Here is a 17651-nt window from a genome sequence, read left to right as displayed (position 1 = left end):
TCATGCCCTTGCTTCCGGCCCTTTCAGCCAAGGAGACCGTAATGCAGCTCAAAGACGCTTCCCTGTTTCGCCAGCAAGCCTATGTCGACGGCGCCTGGATCGACGCCGACAGCGGTGCCACCGTCCAGGTGGACAACCCGGCCACCGGCGAGACCCTGGGCACCATCCCCAAGCTCGGTCGCGCCGAGACCAAGCGTGCCATCGACGCCGCCAACCGCGCCCTGCCGGCTTGGCGTGCGCTGACCGCCAAGGAGCGCTCGGCCAAGCTGCGGCGCTGGTACGAGTTGATGATCGAGAACCAGGACGACCTGGGCCGGCTGATGACCCTGGAGCAGGGCAAGCCGCTGGCCGAGGCCAAGGGCGAGATCGTCTACGCCGCCTCCTTCATCGAGTGGTTCGCCGAAGAAGCCAAGCGCATCTATGGCGACACCATTCCCGGCCACCAGGCCGACAAGCGCATTCTGGTGATCAAGCAGCCCATCGGCGTCACCGCCGCCATCACGCCGTGGAATTTCCCCACCGCGATGATCACCCGCAAGGCCGGCCCGGCCCTGGCCGCCGGCTGCACCATGGTCATCAAGCCCGCCAGCCAGACCCCGTACTCGGCCCTGGCCCTGGTCGAGCTGGCCGAGCGCGCCGGCATTCCCAAGGGCGTGCTGAGCGTGGTCACCGGCTCCGCCGCCGAGATCGGCGCCGAACTGACCGAAAGCCCCATCGTGCGCAAGATCTCCTTTACCGGCTCCACCGAGATCGGCGCCAAGCTGATGGAGCAGAGCGCGCCCACCATCAAGAAGCTGTCGCTGGAGCTGGGCGGCAACGCGCCCTTCATCGTTTTCGACGACGCCGACCTGGACAAGGCCGTGGAAGGCGCCATCGCCTCCAAGTACCGTAACGCCGGCCAGACCTGTGTCTGCGTCAACCGTCTCTATATCCAGGACGGTGTCTACGAGGCCTTCGCCGAGAAATTCAAGGCCGCGGTGGCCAAACTCAAGGTCGGCAACGGCCTGGAAGAGGGCGTCACCATCGGCCCGCTGATCGACGCCAAGGCCGCGGCCAAGGTCAAGGAACACATCGACGACGCCGTGAGCCAGGGCGCCAAGGTCATCGCCGGTGGCAAGGCCCACGCCAACGGGGGCAGCTACTTCGAGCCGACCATCCTCGCCGACGTGCCCAAGAGCGCCAAGGTGTCCAAGGAAGAGACCTTCGGCCCGTTGGCGCCGCTGTTCCGCTTCAAGGACGAGACCGAGGTCATCGAGCTGGCCAACGACACCGAGTTCGGCCTGGCCTCCTACTTCTATGCCCGCGACCTGTCCCGCGTGTTCCGCGTGGCCGAGGCGCTGGAGTACGGCATGGTCGGCATCAACACCGGCCTGATCTCCAACGAGGTCGCGCCCTTCGGCGGCGTCAAGGCATCGGGCCTGGGCCGCGAGGGCTCCAAGTACGGCATCGAAGAGTACCTGGAGATCAAGTACCTCTGCCTGGGCGTCTGATACCGCTGCTAGCTGGATCTGTTGGGCTTCGCGGAGCTCAACCCAACCTGCGGTCGAGGTAGGTTGGGTTGAGACGGCTTCACCGTCGAAGCCCAACAGCCCCCTCAGCCTGAACCAAAGTTTTTCCCGGCGCGGACGCCGGGCCGTTGGCAGTCGATCATCGTATGCTGCCCGGAATCCGGTCCGCGCCTTTCCCGTAGCCGGCCGCCACGATGAGCGGCCATCGAGGACTGCAATGAGCCACACCAACGATTCCCTGATGCACCGCCGCAGCGCCGCCGTCGCCCGTGGCGTCGGCCAGACCCACCCGATCTTCGTCGCCCGTGCGGAGAACGCCAAGGTCTGGGACGTCGAGGGCAACGAGTTCCTGGACTTCGCCGGCGGCATCGCCGTGCTCAACACCGGCCACCTGCATCCGCGCGTGGTGGCGGCCGTGCAGGAGCAGCTGACCAAGGTCTCCCATACCTGCTTCCAGGTGCTGGCCTACGAGCCCTACGTCGAGGTCTGCGAAAAGCTCAACGAACTGGTGCCGGGCAACTTCCCGAAAAAGACCGCGCTGTTCAACTCCGGCTCCGAAGCCGTGGAGAACGCCGTCAAGATCGCCCGCGCCGCCACCCAGCGCGCTGGCGTCATCGCCTTCTCCAGCGCCTACCACGGCCGCACCATGATGACCCTGTCGCTGACTGGCAAGGTCGCGCCCTATTCGGCCGGCATGGGCCTGATGCCCGGCGGCGTCTATCGCGCGCTCTATCCCTGCGAACTGCACGGCATCAGCGTCGATGACGCCATCGCCAGCGTCGAGCGCATCTTCAAGAACGATGCGGCCCCTGGCGACATAGCGGCCATCATCCTCGAGCCGGTGCAGGGCGAGGGCGGTTTCTATGCCGCGCCCAAGGAATTCATGCAGCGCCTGCGCAAGCTGTGCGACACCCACGGCATCCTGCTGATCGCCGATGAAGTCCAGTCCGGCGCCGGTCGTACCGGCACCTTCTTCGCCATGGAGCAGATGGGCGTCGACGCCGACCTGGTGACCTTCGCCAAGTCCATCGCCGGTGGCTTCCCGCTGTCGGGCGTGACCGGCCGGGCCACGGTGATGGATGCCGTCACCCCTGGTGGCCTGGGTGGCACCTACGCCGGCAGCCCCATCGCCTGCGCCGCAGCCCTGGCGGTGATCGAGACCTTCGAAGAAGAGAAACTGCTGGACCGCTCCAAGGCCGTGGGCGAGCGCCTCACCGCCGGCCTGCGCGAACTGGCCACCAAGCACGCGCAGATCTGCGACGTCCGGGGTCTGGGCGCCATGATCGCCATGGAGCTGGGCAAGGGTGGCGATATCGAGCAGCCCGACGCCGAGCTGACCAGCCAGATCGTGGTCCGCGCACGCCAGAAGGGCCTGATCCTGCTTAGCTGCGGCAGCTACGGCAATGTGCTGCGCATCCTCGTCCCCCTGACCGCCAGCGACGAAGAGCTGGATCGCGGCTTGGCCATTATCGGCGAGTGTTTCACCGAATTGGCCTGAGTCCTGCCCAAACCGCCCTCCTGGAGGGCGGTTTTTCTGTGATGTACTTGGCATTATTTCTGCTTTGACGCATCATCCGCCGCTTCGCTTTCCTCAAGCAGGAGTGGGTTGGGATGCCGCCCCTGATACTCATCGTCGACGCCAATCCCTGGACCCGTGACCTGCTCAAGTCATTGGTGCTGGCCGTGCGCGCCGATGCCCTGGTGCATGAATACGGCCATGGCTATCAGGCCCTCGCCGAACTGGATCAGCGCAAGAGATGCGCCCTGATCATCGTCGAGCGACCGGCCGATTGCGACGGCCTCGACCTGCTGCGGCGCATCCGCCAGCGCGGTGCCCAGCCACTGCAGCCGGTGATCCTGCTGTCCGACCATTCCGATGCCGCCTATGTGCGCGCCGCCTTGCGCCTGGCACCAACGGCCTATCTGGTCAAACCCTATGCAGCGGAAGAGGTGTTGCGCCGTCTGCGCAGTCTGTTGCCACCTGCGGGAGACGCCGCTCAGGCAGCCAGTGCCGCGGCCCTGGGCTCGCTGGACGATCATCTGCAGCGCATGGCCGCCGAAATCGACGCCGTGCCGCTGTTCGCCGATCTGCCCGCTATCATCCAGCGCTGCCGCGAGAGCGAGAGCTGCAGCCTGGGCGAGCTGGAAACCGAATTCGGCCAGGATCCGCTGGTCACGGCGACCCTGATCGCCGCGGCCAACAGCGCCTCTCAGCGCGTCGGCCAGTCCTGCCAGACCCTCAGCCAGGCCCTGCCGCGGCTGGGCGTCGGCTTTACCCTCAATCTGGTATTGGGCCTGAGTCTGCGACGGGCGACGCGTCTGACCGACCCGCTGCTGGCCACGCGCGCCGAAGGCTATCTGCATCTGGCCCAACGCGCTGCCGACTGCGCGCGTCTGCTGGCGCTGCGCTATGCGCGCGAAGACGCCGAGCGCTGCTATACCGCCGGCCTGCTCCATCGGCTAGGTGAGCTGGCCGTATTGCAAGGTGTGCAACGCTGGTGCGACGGGGGCGGCGTTCTCGAGGAGGCAGCGCTGGAGCGCGCCCTGCTGAGCTACAGCCTGGAGTTCTCCGCGGAATTGCAGCGGCACTGGCGGCTGCCGCTGGAATTGCGCGAACTGGTGACAGCGGTACACAGCCTGCACGGCGTACTGCCCAAGCCGTCGCTGATCCTGCATCTGGCGGCGCAGGCGGCGAATCCTGCTCCGGGCGAATCCCTCGAGGCCCTGCTCGAGCACAAGGCCGGGCGTATGCTCGGGCTGGAAGCCGCGGTCTGGCAGCTGGCGGTCACCCAGCTCAAGTTGGGCTAGCGCGCGGTGTCGGGGCGATAGCCCAGGCGCAGTCCACCCCAGTGCCGACCGTTCACCAGGATCGGCACCGAGAGGTCGTGCATCACCTCGCCGGTGTCCCTCATATAGGTCTGCAACAGCAGGCGGCGCTGATGACTGCCGCAGCGCTTGCCGGTGCGATCGCTGAAGAGGCGCTTGCTGCGACTGCGCGCCGTATCCACCGCCACATCGCCGGTGGGCGCCTGGGCGAAAGCGCGGTTGTGGGTAGGCACATAGCCCTCAGGCGTACAGGCGATGGCGAAGACCAGGCCGGGATGCTGGTCCAGCAGCGGCTCCTGGATCGCCGGTAGCACGCCATCGGTGTAGCTGTCGAAGCGGGTGCGGTACTTGGCCGGCTGGCTGCCGGGCACGGGCTGGTACTGGCGGTCGAAGAGGGCGTCCTGGGTGATGCGTCCGGCGGCCAGGTCTTCCTCGAAGCGGCGACCGATGGCATCCGCGCCCTGGCGCGCCAGTTCGAAGATGCGCTGGTGATAGCTGTCCAGGCCGACCTCGGCCAGGCGTTCGCTGCTGGCTTCGGCCATGTCCACCAATTCATCGGCGGCGCCGCTGAGGCGGCTGGTCTGACGCTCGCTGTCAGCGAGATCGCTGTGCACCTGCTCCACCGCCTGGGCCAGGCTTTCCAATTGGGCGAGATTGGCCGAGGTGCCCTGGGCGATGTCCGCCGCCTGGCGCTCGGCGGTCTGCGCCAGCTGGGCGATCTCCTGGAGGCCTTCGCCCGTGCGTTCGACCTGGCGCACGCCATCTTCCAGCGCCTGGGCCAGTTCCTGGATCTGCGCCACCACGGCCTCGGTCTGCTGGCCGATATCGGCGACGATCACGCCCACCTCGCCGGTCGCGCTGGAGGTCCGTGCCGCCAGGCCGCGGACCTCGTCGGCCACCACGGCGAAGCCGCGACCGTGCTCGCCGGCCCGGGCGGCTTCGATGGCGGCATTGAGCGCCAGCAGGTTGGTCTGGCTGGCGATGGCCTGGATGACCTCGGTGACCTGCTGGATCTTGTCGGTGCGGGCGCTCAGACCCGCGATCAATTCCCGACTCTGGCGGGCGTGCTCGCTGAGCGCGCGGATGGCGGCGATCGCCGAGTTCAGGGCCTCCCGACCGGCCTCGCTGCGCTGGTGCACCTGCTGCGCCACCGCCAGGGCCTGGCGGGCGCTGCCGGCGCTGTCGTGCTCGGTCTGGGTAAGGGACGCGGCGCTGCTGGAAATCTGTGCGGCCGTGCTGGCTTGAGATTGCACCCGGGCCGCCAGTTGCTGGGCGGCGAAGGCCACCCCGGCGATGGCCACGGCGTTGCGCGCCGTACTGCGCGAAAGATCGCTGGTCAGCTCGTCGAAGGACTGGGGCGGGGCCGGCGGCGCGACAGGCTTGCGCAGCAGCAGTAGCCAAGGCCAGAGGGCTGCCACGAGAACCAGTCCCAGGCCGGCGGTGGAGGGCAGCGCCAGCCCCTGCCAGAGTAGCAGCGCAGCCACGAGGATGGCCAGGTGAAGCGACAGCACGACGGGCCAGCGCCTGGGCATGCGACCTCCTTGTGATTCGGCTCGATCGATTACGAAATGTGACGTGGGTCAGCTTCGTCGATCATGGAGCCAGCTTTCCGGAGGTTGCAACCGCTGTCTGATCCAGGCGGCTACGACTTTGGTCTTAGCCGCCTGCTGCAGCTCAGGGCGTACGCGGCAGGAAATGCAGCGGCGCACCGCGTTGCAGACCGGCCAGCGCCGGGTGGTCCTTGACCAGTTCCACCTCGATCACCTCGGTCTGCTCCGGCACCTTCAGGGTCACCCGGGTAATGGCGCCCAGCGGGCGAATGTCGCGCACTTCGGCGGCGTGATAACCCGCTCGCGGCTCACGCTCCAGCTCCACCTCGTGCGGACGGAACAGTACCTCCTGCTCGCCCAGGGCCAGGCGGTTGGAATCACCGAGGAAGTGATAGACGAAGTCGCTCGCGGGTTGCTCATAGACCTCGCCGGGCGAGCCGACCTGCTCGATCTGCCCCTTGTTCATCACCACGATACGGTCGGCCACTTCCATGGCCTCTTCCTGGTCATGGGTGACGAACACCGAGGTCAGGTGGATCTCCTCGTGCAGCCGTGCCAACCAGCGGCGCAACTCCTTGCGCACCTTGGCATCCAGGGCGCCGAAGGGTTCGTCGAGCAGCAGGATCTTGGGCTCCACCGCCAGGGCGCGGGCCAGGGCGATGCGCTGGCGCTGACCACCGGAGAGCTGTTCGGGATAGCGGTCGGCCAGCCAGTCGAGCTGCACCATGTTCAGCAGTTCGTGCACCTTGCTGGCAATCTGCGCCTCGCTCGGCCGCTCCCGGCGCGGCTTCATGCGCAGACCGAAGGCCACGTTGTCGAACACCGTCATGTGGCGGAACAGCGCGTAATGCTGGAAGACGAAGCCGACGTTGCGATCGCGCACGTCACGTCCGGAGACGTCTTCACCGTGGAAGCCGATGTTACCGGTGTCCGGTGCTTCCAGACCGGCGATGATGCGCAGCAGGGTGGTCTTGCCGCAGCCGGAGGGGCCGAGCAGGGCGACCAGTTCGCCGCTCTCGATGTGCAGGTTGATGTCCTTGAGCGCCTGGAAGGTGCCAAACCTCTTGTTGATATCCTGGATCTCGATACTCATGGCGCCTTATTCCTCGTCACGGTGCTGCAGTTGGTGGCTCAGGCGACTCTCGCTCCACTGCCGCAGCAGCAGGATCACCAGGGCCATCAGCAACAGCAGGATCGCCACGCTGAAGGCGGCGACGATGTTGTATTCGTTGTAGAGAATCTCGATGTGCAGCGGCAGGGTATTGGTCAGGCCGCGGATGTGGCCGGAGACCACCGACACCGCGCCGAACTCGCCCATGGCCCGCGCGGTGCAGAGCACCACGCCATAGATCAGCGCCCATTTCACGTTGGGCAGGGTCACGTGCCAGAACAGTTGCCAGCCACTGGCGCCCAGCAGCCGTGCGGCTTCTTCTTCCTGGGTGCCCTGTTCCTGCATCAGCGGGATCAGTTCGCGGGCCACATAGGGAAAGGTGACGAAGATCGTCGCCAGTACGATGCCGGGCACGGCGAAGACGATCTGCACGTTCACGCTCTGCAGATAGGGGCCCATCAGCCCCTGGGCACCGAACAGCAGCACATAGATGAGACCGGCGATCACCGGCGAGACCGAGAAGGGCAGATCGATCAGGGTGATCAGCAGGCTCTTGCCGGTGAACTCGAACTTGGTGACGCACCAGGCCGCCGCCAGGCCGAAGGCCAGGTTCAGGGGGACCGAGATGGCGGTGGCGAACAGCGTCAGCTTGAGGGCCGAGATCGCGTCCGGTTCGCTGATGGCGTCCCAGAAGGCGCCGATGCCATTGGCCAGGCCTTGGCTCAGTACCATGTACAGCGGCAGCACCAGGATCAGCAGGAAGATCAGCCAGGCGCTGGCGATCAGCGCGATGGCCACCGGCGTGCGCTGCTTGTTGGCGCGCGCATCCGCCTTGGTCGACGTCATGAGGCTCATGCGGACTCCTTAGATGTTGGGCTGGATGCGGCGCTGCAGGATGTTGATCAGCAGCAGCATGACAAAGGACACCAGCAGCATGAACACGCCGATGCCAGTGGCGCCGGTGTAGTCGTACTGGTCCAGCTTGGAGACGATGAGCAGCGGCAGGATCTCGGTCTTGAACGGGATGTTGCCGGCGATGAACACCACCGAGCCGTACTCGCCCACGCCGCGGGCGAAGGCCAGGGCGAAGCCGGTCAGCCAGGCTGGCAACAGCGTCGGCACCAGCACATAGCGAAACACCTGCCAGGGGCGGGCACCCAGGCAGGTGGCGGCTTCCTCGATCTCCTTGGGGATGTCCGCCAGCACCGGCTGCAGGGTGCGCACCACGAAGGGCAGGGTGACGAAGATCAGCGCCAGGGTGATGCCGATCGGGGTATAGGCGATCTTGAAGGGAAACAGCGAGCCGATCAGGCCGTTGGGGGCATAGAGGGCGGTCAGGGCGATGCCGGCCACCGCGGTGGGCAGGGCGAAGGGCAGGTCGACCATGGCATCGATCAGCTTGCGCCCAGGGAACTCGTAGCGCACCAGCACCCAGGCCAGCAGGGTGCCGAGGATGCCGTTGACGAAGGCGGCGAGCAGGGCGGTGCCAAAGGACAGCTGCAGCGCGGCCAACACCTGGCGACCGGTGATCAGCGACCAGAATTGCCCTAGGCTCAGCTGGCTGGCATGGAGAAACATGGCGCCCAGCGGGATCAGCACGATCAGCGCGAGGTAGGTCAGGGAGAAGCCCAGGGTCAACCCGAAGCCGGGTATGACCGGGGAGAGACGGCGAGACATGAGGCGTCCTTCTGCAAGGCGCCCCGGCGATGCATTCGCCAGGGCGCAGAGGGGTGGAACGATACCTGTTCCGGGCCGGTCAGCGTGAGCCGTCCCGGCTGCGGTGCTACTTGTTGATGTCGGCGAAGATCTTGTCGAACACGCCGCCGTCGGCGAAGTACTTGGGTTGCGCCGCTTTCCAGCCGCCGAATTCCTGGTCGATGGTCACCAGCTTGACCGGCTTGAACTGATCCTTGAATTCCGCCGCCACCTTGGCATCGCGAGGACGATAGAAGTTCTGCGCGGCGATGCGCTGACCCTCGGGGCTGTAGAGATACTGCAGATAGGCCTCGGCCTGCTTGCGGGTACCCTTCTTGTCGACCACCTTGTCCACCACGGCTACGGGCGGCTCGGCCAGGATCGACAACGACGGGGTGACGATCTCCAACTGGTCGCCGCCTTCTTCCTTCAGGGACAGATAGGCTTCGTTTTCCCAGGCGATCAGCACATCACCCAATTGGCGCTGCACGAAGCTGATGGTGGCGCCGCGGGCGCCGGTGTCCAGCACCGGGGCGTGGCGATAGAGCTCGGTGACGAATTTCAGCGCCTCGGCATCGCTGCCGTACTTGGCCTTGGCATAGGCCCAGGCGGCGAGGAAGTTCCAGCGGGCACCGCCGGAGGTCTTGGGATTGGGCGTGATGACCTGGACGTCTTTCTTCACCAGATCGTCCCAATCCTTGATGCCCTTGGGATTGCCCTTGCGTACCAGGAAGACGATGGTCGAGGTGTAGGGGGTGCTGTTGTCCGCCAGGCGCTTCTGCCAGTTGGGGTCGACCAGTTGCTGGTGCAGGTTGAGGGCATCGATGTCGCCGGACAGCGCCAGGGTCACCACGTCGGCCTGTAGGCCATCGATCACCGAGCGCGCCTGCTTGCCGGAGCCGCCATGGGAATTCTTGATGCTCACGTCTTCGCCGGTTTCGGCCTTCCAGTGCTTGGCGAAGGCCGCGTTGTACTGCTGATAGAGCTCGCGGGTCGGGTCGTAGGACACGTTGAGCAATTCAACGGCGTGGACCTGGGTGGCGAACAGGGCACCGGCCAGCGCGGCCAGAGCGAAACGGCGAATCGACATGAAAAGACTCCTTGACGTGAGAAAGCCGGACACCGTCTGGCGGGCACCGTGCCCGCTCGTCCGCTGACCTCGAGAATTCAATGCTTGTTGGCTTGGCCGCTCTGGGGCCGGAATTTTTCCTTGCGCTCGATCTGCACCACCTGACCGTTGTGCACGGTTATCTCGATGGCGCCGAATCTCAGCCCGCGCAAAGCCTGCTGAATATCGCGGAGCAGTGCGGTTTCGTCCTGGTTTTCCAGGCTGCGGAACGGAACGGAACTCATGGATGGCGTCCTCGTGTGCAGAGGTGGGCGAAAGAGTGACGCCATCTTAGGGGGCTGATCTTTATTTCTTAAAATTGCTAATAATGCTTTGTTTATTCGTTTTTAGAATTAACACTCTGTGAAGGACACGTTGTGTAGCAAAAGGGAGGGCTGGATTTATCACCCACCCTGGCAATAATGCGCGAACGCCTGTTCACTGAACTTTAGGTGACAGTTGCACTACACAACCCGCGCGAGGTCCTTTGCGTCCATGAGTTACAACGGCCTGCTCGACCTGTCGGTCTGGCAACTGGTGGTGGTCACCCTGCTGCTGACCCACCTGACCATTGTCAGTGTCACCGTCTACCTGCATCGCTACTCCGCCCACCGCTCGCTGGAATTGCATCCCGCGCTCAAACACGCCTTCCGCTTCTGGCTGTGGCTGACCACGGCGATGAATACCCGTGAATGGACCGCCATTCACCGCAAGCACCACGCCAAATGCGAAACCGAAGAGGACCCGCACAGTCCGGTGCACAAGGGCCTCGCCACCGTGGTCCGGCGCGGCGCCGAGCTGTACAAGGCCGAGGCGAACAACGCTGATACCCTGCGCATCTATGGCAAGAACTGCCCGGATGATTGGATCGAGCGCAAGCTCTACTCCAATCCCCGCACCCGCAACCTGGGTGTGGTGCTGTTGCTGCTGATCGACGTCGCCCTGTTCGGCGCCCTGGGCCTCACCGTCTGGGCCGTGCAGATGGTCTGGATTCCCTTCTGGGCTGCTGGCGTGGTCAATGGCCTGGGCCATGCCGTGGGCTATCGCAACTTCGAATGCCGCGATGCCGCCACCAACCTCATCCCCTGGGGCATCGTCATCGGTGGCGAAGAGTTGCACAACAACCACCATACCTATCCCAACTCGGCCAAGCTGTCGGTCAAGCGCTGGGAGTTCGACATGGGCTGGGCCTGGATCAAGCTGTTCACCTGGCTGCGCCTAGCCAAGGTCAATCGCGTCGCCCCCATCGCCCATCGCATCGAAGGCAAGGGTCAGCTGGATATGGATACCGCCATGGCCATCCTCAACAACCGCTTCCAGATCATGGCCCAGTATCGCAAGCAGGTGATCGGGCCACTGCTGCGGCAGGAGCGAGGCAGTGCCACGCCCTCCCAGCGCCCGCTGTTCCGTCGGGCGCGCGGCCTGCTGGCGCGGGAAACCAGTCTGCTCAAGGCCCGTCATCAGGTGCGTATCGATGAATTGCTCGAACACAGCCAAGCGCTCAAGCTGATCTACGAAAAGCGCCTGGCGCTGCAGCAGATCTGGGCGCGGACCAGTGCCAACGGTCACGACATGCTGGCCGCGACCCGGCAGTGGATCGGCGAGGCCGAAGCCAGCGGCATCCAGTCGCTTCGCGAATTCGCCGAACAGCTGAAAACCTATTCCTTGCGGCCGGCTGGAACCGCCTGAGAAAGGCTTCACAAAAGCCCACCGAAGCGGTGGGCTGCTCTATGCGGGGATTGAACCAGGCTGGTTTCAGCTGTCTCTAACTCCCTCAGGACCCCGCGTAGGCGCATGTGTATATGGATGAACAACCCTCTCTGTCTGCTCTTCCCACTCCGGAAGAGAATCTGCTGGCTCTCCTGCATTCGCGGGCCGAGACAGATCGCCTGCGTGACCGGGAGCAGCTGTTCAGCGCGCTGCTGGAAAGCGTCAACGCAGTGCTCTGGGCCCTGGACTGGCGCACTCGCCAGATCATCTATGTCAGCCCCGCCTACGAACAGATCTTCGGCCGCTCCCAGTCGCTGGTACTGACCGACTACAGCACCTGGCTCAATAATATCTACCCGGACGACCTCGAATACGCCCAGCGCACCTTGGAACAGGTGATAGAGCAAGGCGCCATAGAGTCGCGCGAATACCGCATCATCCGCGCCGATGGCGAAATCCGCTGGCTCAGCGACAAGTGCTTTGTCAGTCAACGCAGCGAGGCGGGCATGCCGCTTCTGGTGGTGGGCATCGCCGAAGACATCACCGACAAGAAGCGTATGGAGGAGGAGCTGCAGCGGCTCGCCACCACCGACGTCCTGACCCGCAGCAGCAATCGTCGGCACTTCTTCGAAAGTGCCCAGCGCGCCTTCGAATTCGCTCAGAACGAAGGCGAGCCGCTGGCCTTCCTGCTGCTCGACATTGATGACTTCAAGAAGATCAATGATCGCTTCGGCCACCAGATGGGCGACCAAGTGTTACAGCGTGTTGCCGAGTGCGGGGTCCAGACCACTCGTCGAGGCGATCTGTTCGGCCGCATCGGCGGCGAGGAATTCGCCCTCTTGTTGCCAGGTTGCGACAGCGACCTCGCACTGCAGATCGGGGGCCGACTACAGCGCGCCGTGCGCCAATTGGCCGTACCCACCGCCGAGGGGCCGCTGAAGGTCACCATCAGTCAGGGTGTCACCGTCCTGCGTGAGGGCGATGAGTCCCTCGACACTCTTTATGTACGGGCCGACGAGGCCATGTACAAGGCCAAGCGCCAGGGCAAGGATCAAGTCGTCCAAGGCTGAAGCCCTTGGCAGATGTTCCAGAGCCGTACCTCCAGGTCTGGCTCTCGGATACCAGCGTGCCAGTTCCGATCATGCCTAGCCTAGCCTAGCCTGGTCCTCGGTGCCCGGTAGCTTCATCCTCTCCCCAGTCAGCTGGCATGGACTCCTTTCTTCCCCCTCTTGCCCCGGCAGCCTGACGCTATCCACAGCTGTTTGTGGAAGCCGGCGAGTTGGCACCCGCTGAATGGAAAGTCTGTTTCCAAGCCGCTAACGCGTCGTAACCACTGTGATGCGGGATGTCAGGTTTCACGCGGCGGACGAGGCGTGTCATGTGCTGGGCGAGTCGGCCCTGGAAGCCGTAGCAAAAAATTACAAGTCCTTGAAGAGCGCAGGGAATTTCTCTGGATCCAGCATTCGATGACGGACTGCAAGGGTTTTCCAATGCCTTGAAAAGCCCGTCCTAGAGCGGAAAGTCGCAGGCTATGAGCTGGCCTTTTTTCAGGGAAAGGCCAGCCTTTCCGGTGCGGTATGCGGGGAAGGTTCCCTACAGCCATGACCGACCAGTCTAAGGGGAAGACCACAGAGCGGGTTTTCAACGAGGTATCGCTAGACGAAATGCTTTTTTGCAATTAGCTTTCGCAACGTGGAAGACGGTGGCAGGGGACCTGTGCTTGAAGTCGCAAATTAAAAGTCGACCAAGCTCGGGATAATTCTCCAAATTGAAACAAAAGCCCTCTAGCTTTCCCTTCCGCACGGCCCGTCGGGCATACCACCAGCAGACGCTGACACCTCTGGTGGCTGCATAACAACGATTCACCCCTGGAGCACACATGGTCAAGAAGCCACTGGTGGTCGCGGTCTCCGCGGCCTGTCTGAACCTGTCCCTCATTGCCGCCGCCAACGCTGCCGGCTTTATTGAGGACAGCAAAGCAACCCTGAGCCTGCGCAACTTCTACGAGAATCTCGATAACCGCAATGGCACCGCCAACCCGTCGACCAACCGGGAATGGGGTCAGGGCTTCCTGCTCAATTATCAGTCCGGCTTCACTCAAGGCACCGTTGGCTTCGGTGTCGACGCGATCGGCATGCTGGGTCTGCGTCTGGATGGCGGCGGCCGTGCCGGCAAGACCGACGGCTCCAATCAGCCGGGCACCATGTTCCCGCGTGAAACCGACGGCAGCTCCGTCGACGAATTCAGCACCGTTGGCGCTACTGCCAAGATGAAGATCTCCCAGACCGAATTGCGCTACGGCACCCTGATGCCCAAGCTGCCGGTCATCACCTTCAACGATGGTCGTATCCTGCCGCAGACCTTCCTGGGCGGTCAGGTGACCTCCAAGGAAATCAAGGACGTGACTCTGACTGCTGGTCAGATCGAACACGTCAAGGGCCGTGCTTCCAGCAACTACGAAGAAATGTCCATCGCGGGCTCCAACAGTGGTTCCACCGCGCGTGACAGCAACCAGTTCCGTTTCGCCGGTGCCGACTACAAGGTCACCAAGGACCTGACGCTGCAGTACTACTTCGGTCAGCTGGAAGATTTCTACAGCCAGCATTTCCTGGGTCTGACCCACAGCGTCAAGCTGGGTGAAGGTACCTTCAAGACCGATCTGCGCTACTTCGACAGCAACGGCGATGGCGCTAACAAGAATGCCGACACCCAAGGCGCGCTCTATGCGTCCAGCGGTTACTACGGCCGCACCGCCACTGGCGCCGTTACCCGTGGCGAAGTGGACAACCGTCTGTACAGCGCCCTGTTCACCTACTCGATCAAGGGCCATACCTTTGGCGCTGGCTACCAGGGTAGCAATGGCAACAGCGACTTCCCCTTCCTGAACCAGGGTGATGGCGCTTCCGCCTACATCATCACCGACCTGCAGATCAACAAGTTCGCCCGCTCCGGTGAAGACACCTGGCAAGCTCGCTACTCCTATGACTTCGGTCAGCTGGGTATGAAGGGTCTGACTGCCGGTATCATTTACCAGTACGGCGACAACATCCGCACCCGCAATGGCGACTACATGGAGTGGGAACGCGATCTGACGCTGAGCTACGTGGTCCCGGAAGGCCAGCTGAAAGGTCTGGGCTTCACCTGGCGTAACGCTTCGCTGCGCTCCGACCTGCCGGCAGCCAGCACCCAGGGCGTTCCGGGTCAGCGCGATCAGGACGAAAACCGCTTCATCGTCAGCTACACCCTGCCGCTGCTCTAAGCCGCGCTCAGGTCAGAAAAAAGCCCGTCGAAAGACGGGCTTTTTTCGTTTCCGCCGGAAATCAGCGGCCGGTCGGCTGCTGCTGGGTGATGCAGTGGATGTTGCCACCGCCCAGCAGGATCTCGCGTCCGGGGACCTGGATCACCTGGTGCTCCGGGAAGCAGGCCTGCAGGGTACGCAGGGCCTCGGCATCCTCGGGGACGCCAAAGGTCGGCGCTATGATGCCGCCGTTGACGATCAGGAAATTGACGTAGGAGGCGGCCAGACGCTCGCCAGCCCGGCGCGGCTGGGTACCCAGGCAGGCGTCTACGTCGCGGCATTCTTCCTCGCTGGCGAACAGCGGACCTGGGGTAACAATGCGGTGCACTTTGAGGGTGCGGCCGCGGGCATCGGTTTCACGCTCCAGCACGGCCAGGGCCTCGCGGCACCGGCCGTAGTTGGGATCAGCCTGGTCGTCGCACCAGCTCAGCAGCACCTCGCCCGGGCGCACGTAGCAGCAGAAGTTATCCACGTGGCCGTTGGTCTCGTCATTGTAGAGACCGTGGGGCAGCCAGATGACCTTGTCCACCGCCAGGTAGTCGCTCAAGTAACGCTCGATCTGCGCACGATCCAGGTGTGGATTGCGGTTGGCGTTGAGCAGGCATTCCTCGGTGGTGATCAGGGTGCCTTCGCCGTCGACATGGATGGAGCCGCCTTCGAGGACGAAGTCCGGGGTGCGATAGCCCGGCAGATTCTCGATCGCCAGGATCTTGCCCGCTACCTGGTCGTCGCGCTGCCAGGGAAAGTAGAGACCACCGTCCAGGCCGCCCCAGGCATTGAAGCTCCAGTCCACACCGCGCACGCCGCCCTGGTCGTCGCTGACGAAGGTCGGGCCGGTATCGCGGCACCAGGCGTCGTCATTGCTGATTTCCACCACCCGGATGTTCGGATGCTGCAGGCGGGCGCGGGCATTTTCGTACTGCTGCGCCGAGGCACCGATGGTGACCGGCTCGAAGCGGGCGATGGCCTGGGCCACGGCGGTGAAGGCCGCCTGGGCAGGCTTGCCGCCCAGGCGCCAGTTGTCCGGTCGCTCGGGCCAGACCATCCAGATCTGGCGCTGGTCGGCCCATTCGGCCGGCATGTGGAAGCCATCGGCACGCGGCGTGGTGAGGGTGGTCATGGCGAAGCTCTCCGTCCAGAGTCGTCGTGGGTGATAAAGGGAAAGATCGGCAGGGCGCCACGAGCGTGATTACGCGCAGGGCTCCGGCGGTACTGCAGCGCACCTGCCGACCGGTGCAGGACCGGTCGGCAGGCGGTGCTTACACGGTGTGCAGGTACCAGTTGTACTCGAGGTCGGAGATGGAGTGCTCGAACTCCTCCAGCTCGTGCTCCTTGCAGGCGACGAAGATGTCGATGTACTTCGGATCGATGTACTCCGCCATCACCGAGCTGTCGTCCAGGTAGCGCAAGGCATCGCGCAGGTTGTTCGGCAGGCTCTGCTCGTGCTGCTCGTAGGAGTTGCCCTCGGTGACCGGGCCGGGCTCGATCTGCCGGGTCAGGCCGTGGTGTACCCCGGCCAGGACGCCGGCCAGCAGCAGGTAGGGGTTGGCGTCGGCGCCAGCCACTCGATGCTCGATGCGGTGTGCCTCCGGCGTACCGGTGGGGACGCGCAGGGCGGTGGTGCGGTTGTCCAGGCCCCAGCTCGGGGCATTGGGCACGAAGAACTGCGAGCCGAAGCGCCGATAGCTGTTCACGTTGGGACAGAGAAAGGCCATGCAGGCGGGTAGGGTCTCGAGCACACCGCCGATGGCATGACGCAATGCGGCGTTCTGCTCGGGATCCTCGCCGGCGAAGATGTTGCGACCTTCCTTGTCCAGCAGGGAGATGTGCACATGCAGACCATTGCCCGCCTGGCCCGGATAGGGCTTAGCCATGAAGGTGGTGTCCATCTCATGGTCGTAGGCGACGTTCTTGATCAGGCGCTTGAGCAGTACGGCGTAGTCGCAGGCCTTGATCGGATCGGCGACGTGATTGAGGTTGACCTCGAATTGCGCTGGCGCCGATTCGGCGACGATGGCGTCGGCCGGAATGCCCTGGGCGCGGGCGCCGTCGATGATGTCCTGCAGGCAGTCGGCGTATTCATCCAGATCGTCCATGGAGTAGACCTGGACCGACTGCGGACGCTTGCCGGAAATGGGTGAGCGCGGCGGTTGCGGGCGGCCGTTGATGTTCTCCTGATCGATCAGATAGAACTCCAGCTCGAAGGCGGCGCAGACGGTGAGTCCGAGCTCGTCGAAGCGCTGGACGACCTGGCGCAGGACCTCGCGGGGATCGGCGAAGAAGGGCTCGCCTTCCATCTCGTGCATGGTCATCAGCAGCTGCGCGGTGGGGCGCTTCTGCCAGGGCTCCATGGAGAGGGTATCGGTGATGGGGAAACAGACGCGGTCGGCATCGCCGATGTCGAGCCCGAGACCGGTGCTTTCGACGGTGGAGCCGGTGATGTCGAGGGCGAACAGCGAAGCGGGGAGGTTGATTCCTTTCTCGAAGACTTTGGGCAGATTGTTGCGCTCGATGCGTTTGCCACGCACCACGCCATTCATATCCGCAATAAGAAGATCGACGAACTGGACCTCAGGGTGCTCCCTGAGGAAGTCGGTCGCTTCATCCAAACGAACGGCACGCGGGGGTACCGACATGATGAAACACCTTTGCTTTTGGCTGCGCTCGACAAAACGGTTAGCGCCTGATGCGCCTGTTTGCCCAGTGGGCCAACCGCAGTGAGGGCACGAGTGCCCGCTGTCGATCCGACAGCGACCTGAGAGTACGGTCTCGCCTGCGCTCCGACGCTTTGCCAGCGCCCCTGTTAAAAATATCAATCAGCGGAGTTACCACCCTGGAGTCAATC

At 64.0% G+C, this 17651-nt stretch carries 14 protein-coding genes; 6 read left to right on the top strand and 8 right to left on the bottom strand.

Features of this window, described 5'->3' with window-relative positions; genetic code table 11:
- Nucleotides 1-41: 41 nt before the first annotated feature.
- From gabD to FEZ61_RS13980, 3 genes are all read left to right on the top strand, one after another.
- Nucleotides 42-1490: an NADP-dependent succinate-semialdehyde dehydrogenase gene (gene gabD / locus FEZ61_RS13990; protein WP_068383558.1), complete on the top strand. Its 1449-nt coding sequence runs from the start codon at nt 42-44 to the stop codon at nt 1488-1490.
- A gap of 235 nt (nt 1491-1725) precedes the next feature.
- The gene (gene gabT / locus FEZ61_RS13985) at nt 1726-3006 is read left to right on the top strand and encodes a 4-aminobutyrate--2-oxoglutarate transaminase (RefSeq protein ID WP_017640890.1); all 1281 of its coding nucleotides are present in this window, start codon (nt 1726-1728) and stop codon (nt 3004-3006) included.
- Between the two features lie 113 nt (nt 3007-3119).
- Nucleotides 3120-4316 carry an HDOD domain-containing protein gene (locus FEZ61_RS13980; RefSeq protein ID WP_173149106.1) on the top strand — a complete coding sequence of 399 codons (1197 nt, stop codon included), beginning with the start codon at nt 3120-3122 and terminating at the stop codon, nt 4314-4316.
- On the opposite strand, the gene FEZ61_RS13975 is transcribed toward FEZ61_RS13980, so the two are convergent.
- The 6 genes from FEZ61_RS13975 to oscA form a co-directional block, all read right to left on the bottom strand.
- The gene (locus FEZ61_RS13975) at nt 4313-5866 is read right to left on the bottom strand and encodes a methyl-accepting chemotaxis protein (protein ID WP_068383551.1); all 1554 of its coding nucleotides are present in this window, start codon (nt 5864-5866) and stop codon (nt 4313-4315) included. The genes FEZ61_RS13980 and FEZ61_RS13975 overlap by 4 nt on opposite strands.
- Nucleotides 5867-6008: 142 nt before the next feature.
- Nucleotides 6009-6977: a sulfate ABC transporter ATP-binding protein gene (locus tag FEZ61_RS13970; RefSeq protein WP_173149104.1), complete on the bottom strand. Its 969-nt coding sequence runs from the start codon at nt 6975-6977 to the stop codon at nt 6009-6011.
- A gap of 6 nt (nt 6978-6983) precedes the next feature.
- Nucleotides 6984-7850 carry a sulfate ABC transporter permease subunit CysW gene (gene cysW / locus FEZ61_RS13965; RefSeq protein WP_173149102.1) on the bottom strand — a complete coding sequence of 289 codons (867 nt, stop codon included), beginning with the start codon at nt 7848-7850 and terminating at the stop codon, nt 6984-6986.
- A 9-nt stretch (nt 7851-7859) separates the two neighbouring features.
- Nucleotides 7860-8672 carry a sulfate ABC transporter permease subunit CysT gene (cysT, locus tag FEZ61_RS13960; RefSeq protein WP_017640885.1) on the bottom strand — a complete coding sequence of 271 codons (813 nt, stop codon included), beginning with the start codon at nt 8670-8672 and terminating at the stop codon, nt 7860-7862.
- A gap of 106 nt (nt 8673-8778) precedes the next feature.
- Nucleotides 8779-9780, bottom strand: a complete 1002-nt coding sequence (locus tag FEZ61_RS13955; protein WP_017640884.1) for a sulfate ABC transporter substrate-binding protein — start codon at nt 9778-9780, stop codon at nt 8779-8781.
- A gap of 77 nt (nt 9781-9857) precedes the next feature.
- Nucleotides 9858-10043, bottom strand: a complete 186-nt coding sequence (gene oscA, locus FEZ61_RS13950; RefSeq protein ID WP_017640883.1) for a sulfur starvation response protein OscA — start codon at nt 10041-10043, stop codon at nt 9858-9860.
- A gap of 250 nt (nt 10044-10293) precedes the next feature.
- Between oscA and desA the strand changes: the two genes are divergently transcribed.
- From desA to FEZ61_RS13935, 3 genes are all read left to right on the top strand, one after another.
- The gene (desA, locus tag FEZ61_RS13945; protein ID WP_068383545.1) at nt 10294-11487 is read left to right on the top strand and encodes a delta-9 fatty acid desaturase DesA; all 1194 of its coding nucleotides are present in this window, start codon (nt 10294-10296) and stop codon (nt 11485-11487) included.
- Between the two features lie 113 nt (nt 11488-11600).
- The gene (locus FEZ61_RS13940) at nt 11601-12578 is read left to right on the top strand and encodes a sensor domain-containing diguanylate cyclase (RefSeq protein WP_064308092.1); all 978 of its coding nucleotides are present in this window, start codon (nt 11601-11603) and stop codon (nt 12576-12578) included.
- 809 nt (nt 12579-13387) lie between these two features.
- Nucleotides 13388-14767, top strand: coding sequence for an OprD family porin (locus tag FEZ61_RS13935; RefSeq protein WP_017640880.1), 1380 nt, complete (start codon nt 13388-13390; stop codon nt 14765-14767).
- Between the two features lie 61 nt (nt 14768-14828).
- On the opposite strand, the gene aguA is transcribed toward FEZ61_RS13935, so the two are convergent.
- Complete coding sequence (aguA, locus tag FEZ61_RS13930; protein WP_173149100.1) at nt 14829-15926, bottom strand: agmatine deiminase; 1098 nt, start codon at nt 15924-15926, stop codon at nt 14829-14831.
- 139 nt (nt 15927-16065) lie between these two features.
- Nucleotides 16066-17442, bottom strand: coding sequence for a glutamine synthetase family protein (locus FEZ61_RS13925; protein WP_007160769.1), 1377 nt, complete (start codon nt 17440-17442; stop codon nt 16066-16068).
- Between the last annotated feature and the right edge of the window lie 209 nt (nt 17443-17651).

Source organism: Pseudomonas sp. MS15a(2019) (assembly GCF_013277805.1).
GTDB lineage: Bacteria > Pseudomonadota > Gammaproteobacteria > Pseudomonadales > Pseudomonadaceae > Chryseomonas > Chryseomonas benzopyrenica.
The sequence above is the reverse complement of the archived record's forward strand: the minus strand, read 5'-3'. Positions and strand labels throughout refer to the sequence as shown.

What these genes read in the sequence shown, in the direction of transcription:
- gabD (WP_068383558.1), top strand. Translation starts at nt 42, where the DNA reads ATGCAGCTCAAAGACGCTTCCCTGTTTCGCCAGCAAGCCTATGTCGAC.
- gabT (WP_017640890.1), top strand. Translation starts at nt 1,726, where the DNA reads ATGAGCCACACCAACGATTCCCTGATGCACCGCCGCAGCGCCGCCGTC.
- FEZ61_RS13980 (WP_173149106.1), top strand. Translation starts at nt 3,120, where the DNA reads ATGCCGCCCCTGATACTCATCGTCGACGCCAATCCCTGGACCCGTGAC.
- FEZ61_RS13975 (WP_068383551.1), bottom strand. Translation starts at nt 5,866, where the DNA reads ATGCCCAGGCGCTGGCCCGTCGTGCTGTCGCTTCACCTGGCCATCCTC.
- FEZ61_RS13970 (WP_173149104.1), bottom strand. Translation starts at nt 6,977, where the DNA reads ATGAGTATCGAGATCCAGGATATCAACAAGAGGTTTGGCACCTTCCAG.
- cysW (WP_173149102.1), bottom strand. Translation starts at nt 7,850, where the DNA reads ATGAGCCTCATGACGTCGACCAAGGCGGATGCGCGCGCCAACAAGCAG.
- cysT (WP_017640885.1), bottom strand. Translation starts at nt 8,672, where the DNA reads ATGTCTCGCCGTCTCTCCCCGGTCATACCCGGCTTCGGGTTGACCCTG.
- FEZ61_RS13955 (WP_017640884.1), bottom strand. Translation starts at nt 9,780, where the DNA reads ATGTCGATTCGCCGTTTCGCTCTGGCCGCGCTGGCCGGTGCCCTGTTC.
- oscA (WP_017640883.1), bottom strand. Translation starts at nt 10,043, where the DNA reads ATGAGTTCCGTTCCGTTCCGCAGCCTGGAAAACCAGGACGAAACCGCA.
- desA (WP_068383545.1), top strand. Translation starts at nt 10,294, where the DNA reads ATGAGTTACAACGGCCTGCTCGACCTGTCGGTCTGGCAACTGGTGGTG.
- FEZ61_RS13940 (WP_064308092.1), top strand. Translation starts at nt 11,601, where the DNA reads ATGGATGAACAACCCTCTCTGTCTGCTCTTCCCACTCCGGAAGAGAAT.
- FEZ61_RS13935 (WP_017640880.1), top strand. Translation starts at nt 13,388, where the DNA reads ATGGTCAAGAAGCCACTGGTGGTCGCGGTCTCCGCGGCCTGTCTGAAC.
- aguA (WP_173149100.1), bottom strand. Translation starts at nt 15,926, where the DNA reads ATGACCACCCTCACCACGCCGCGTGCCGATGGCTTCCACATGCCGGCC.
- FEZ61_RS13925 (WP_007160769.1), bottom strand. Translation starts at nt 17,442, where the DNA reads ATGTCGGTACCCCCGCGTGCCGTTCGTTTGGATGAAGCGACCGACTTC.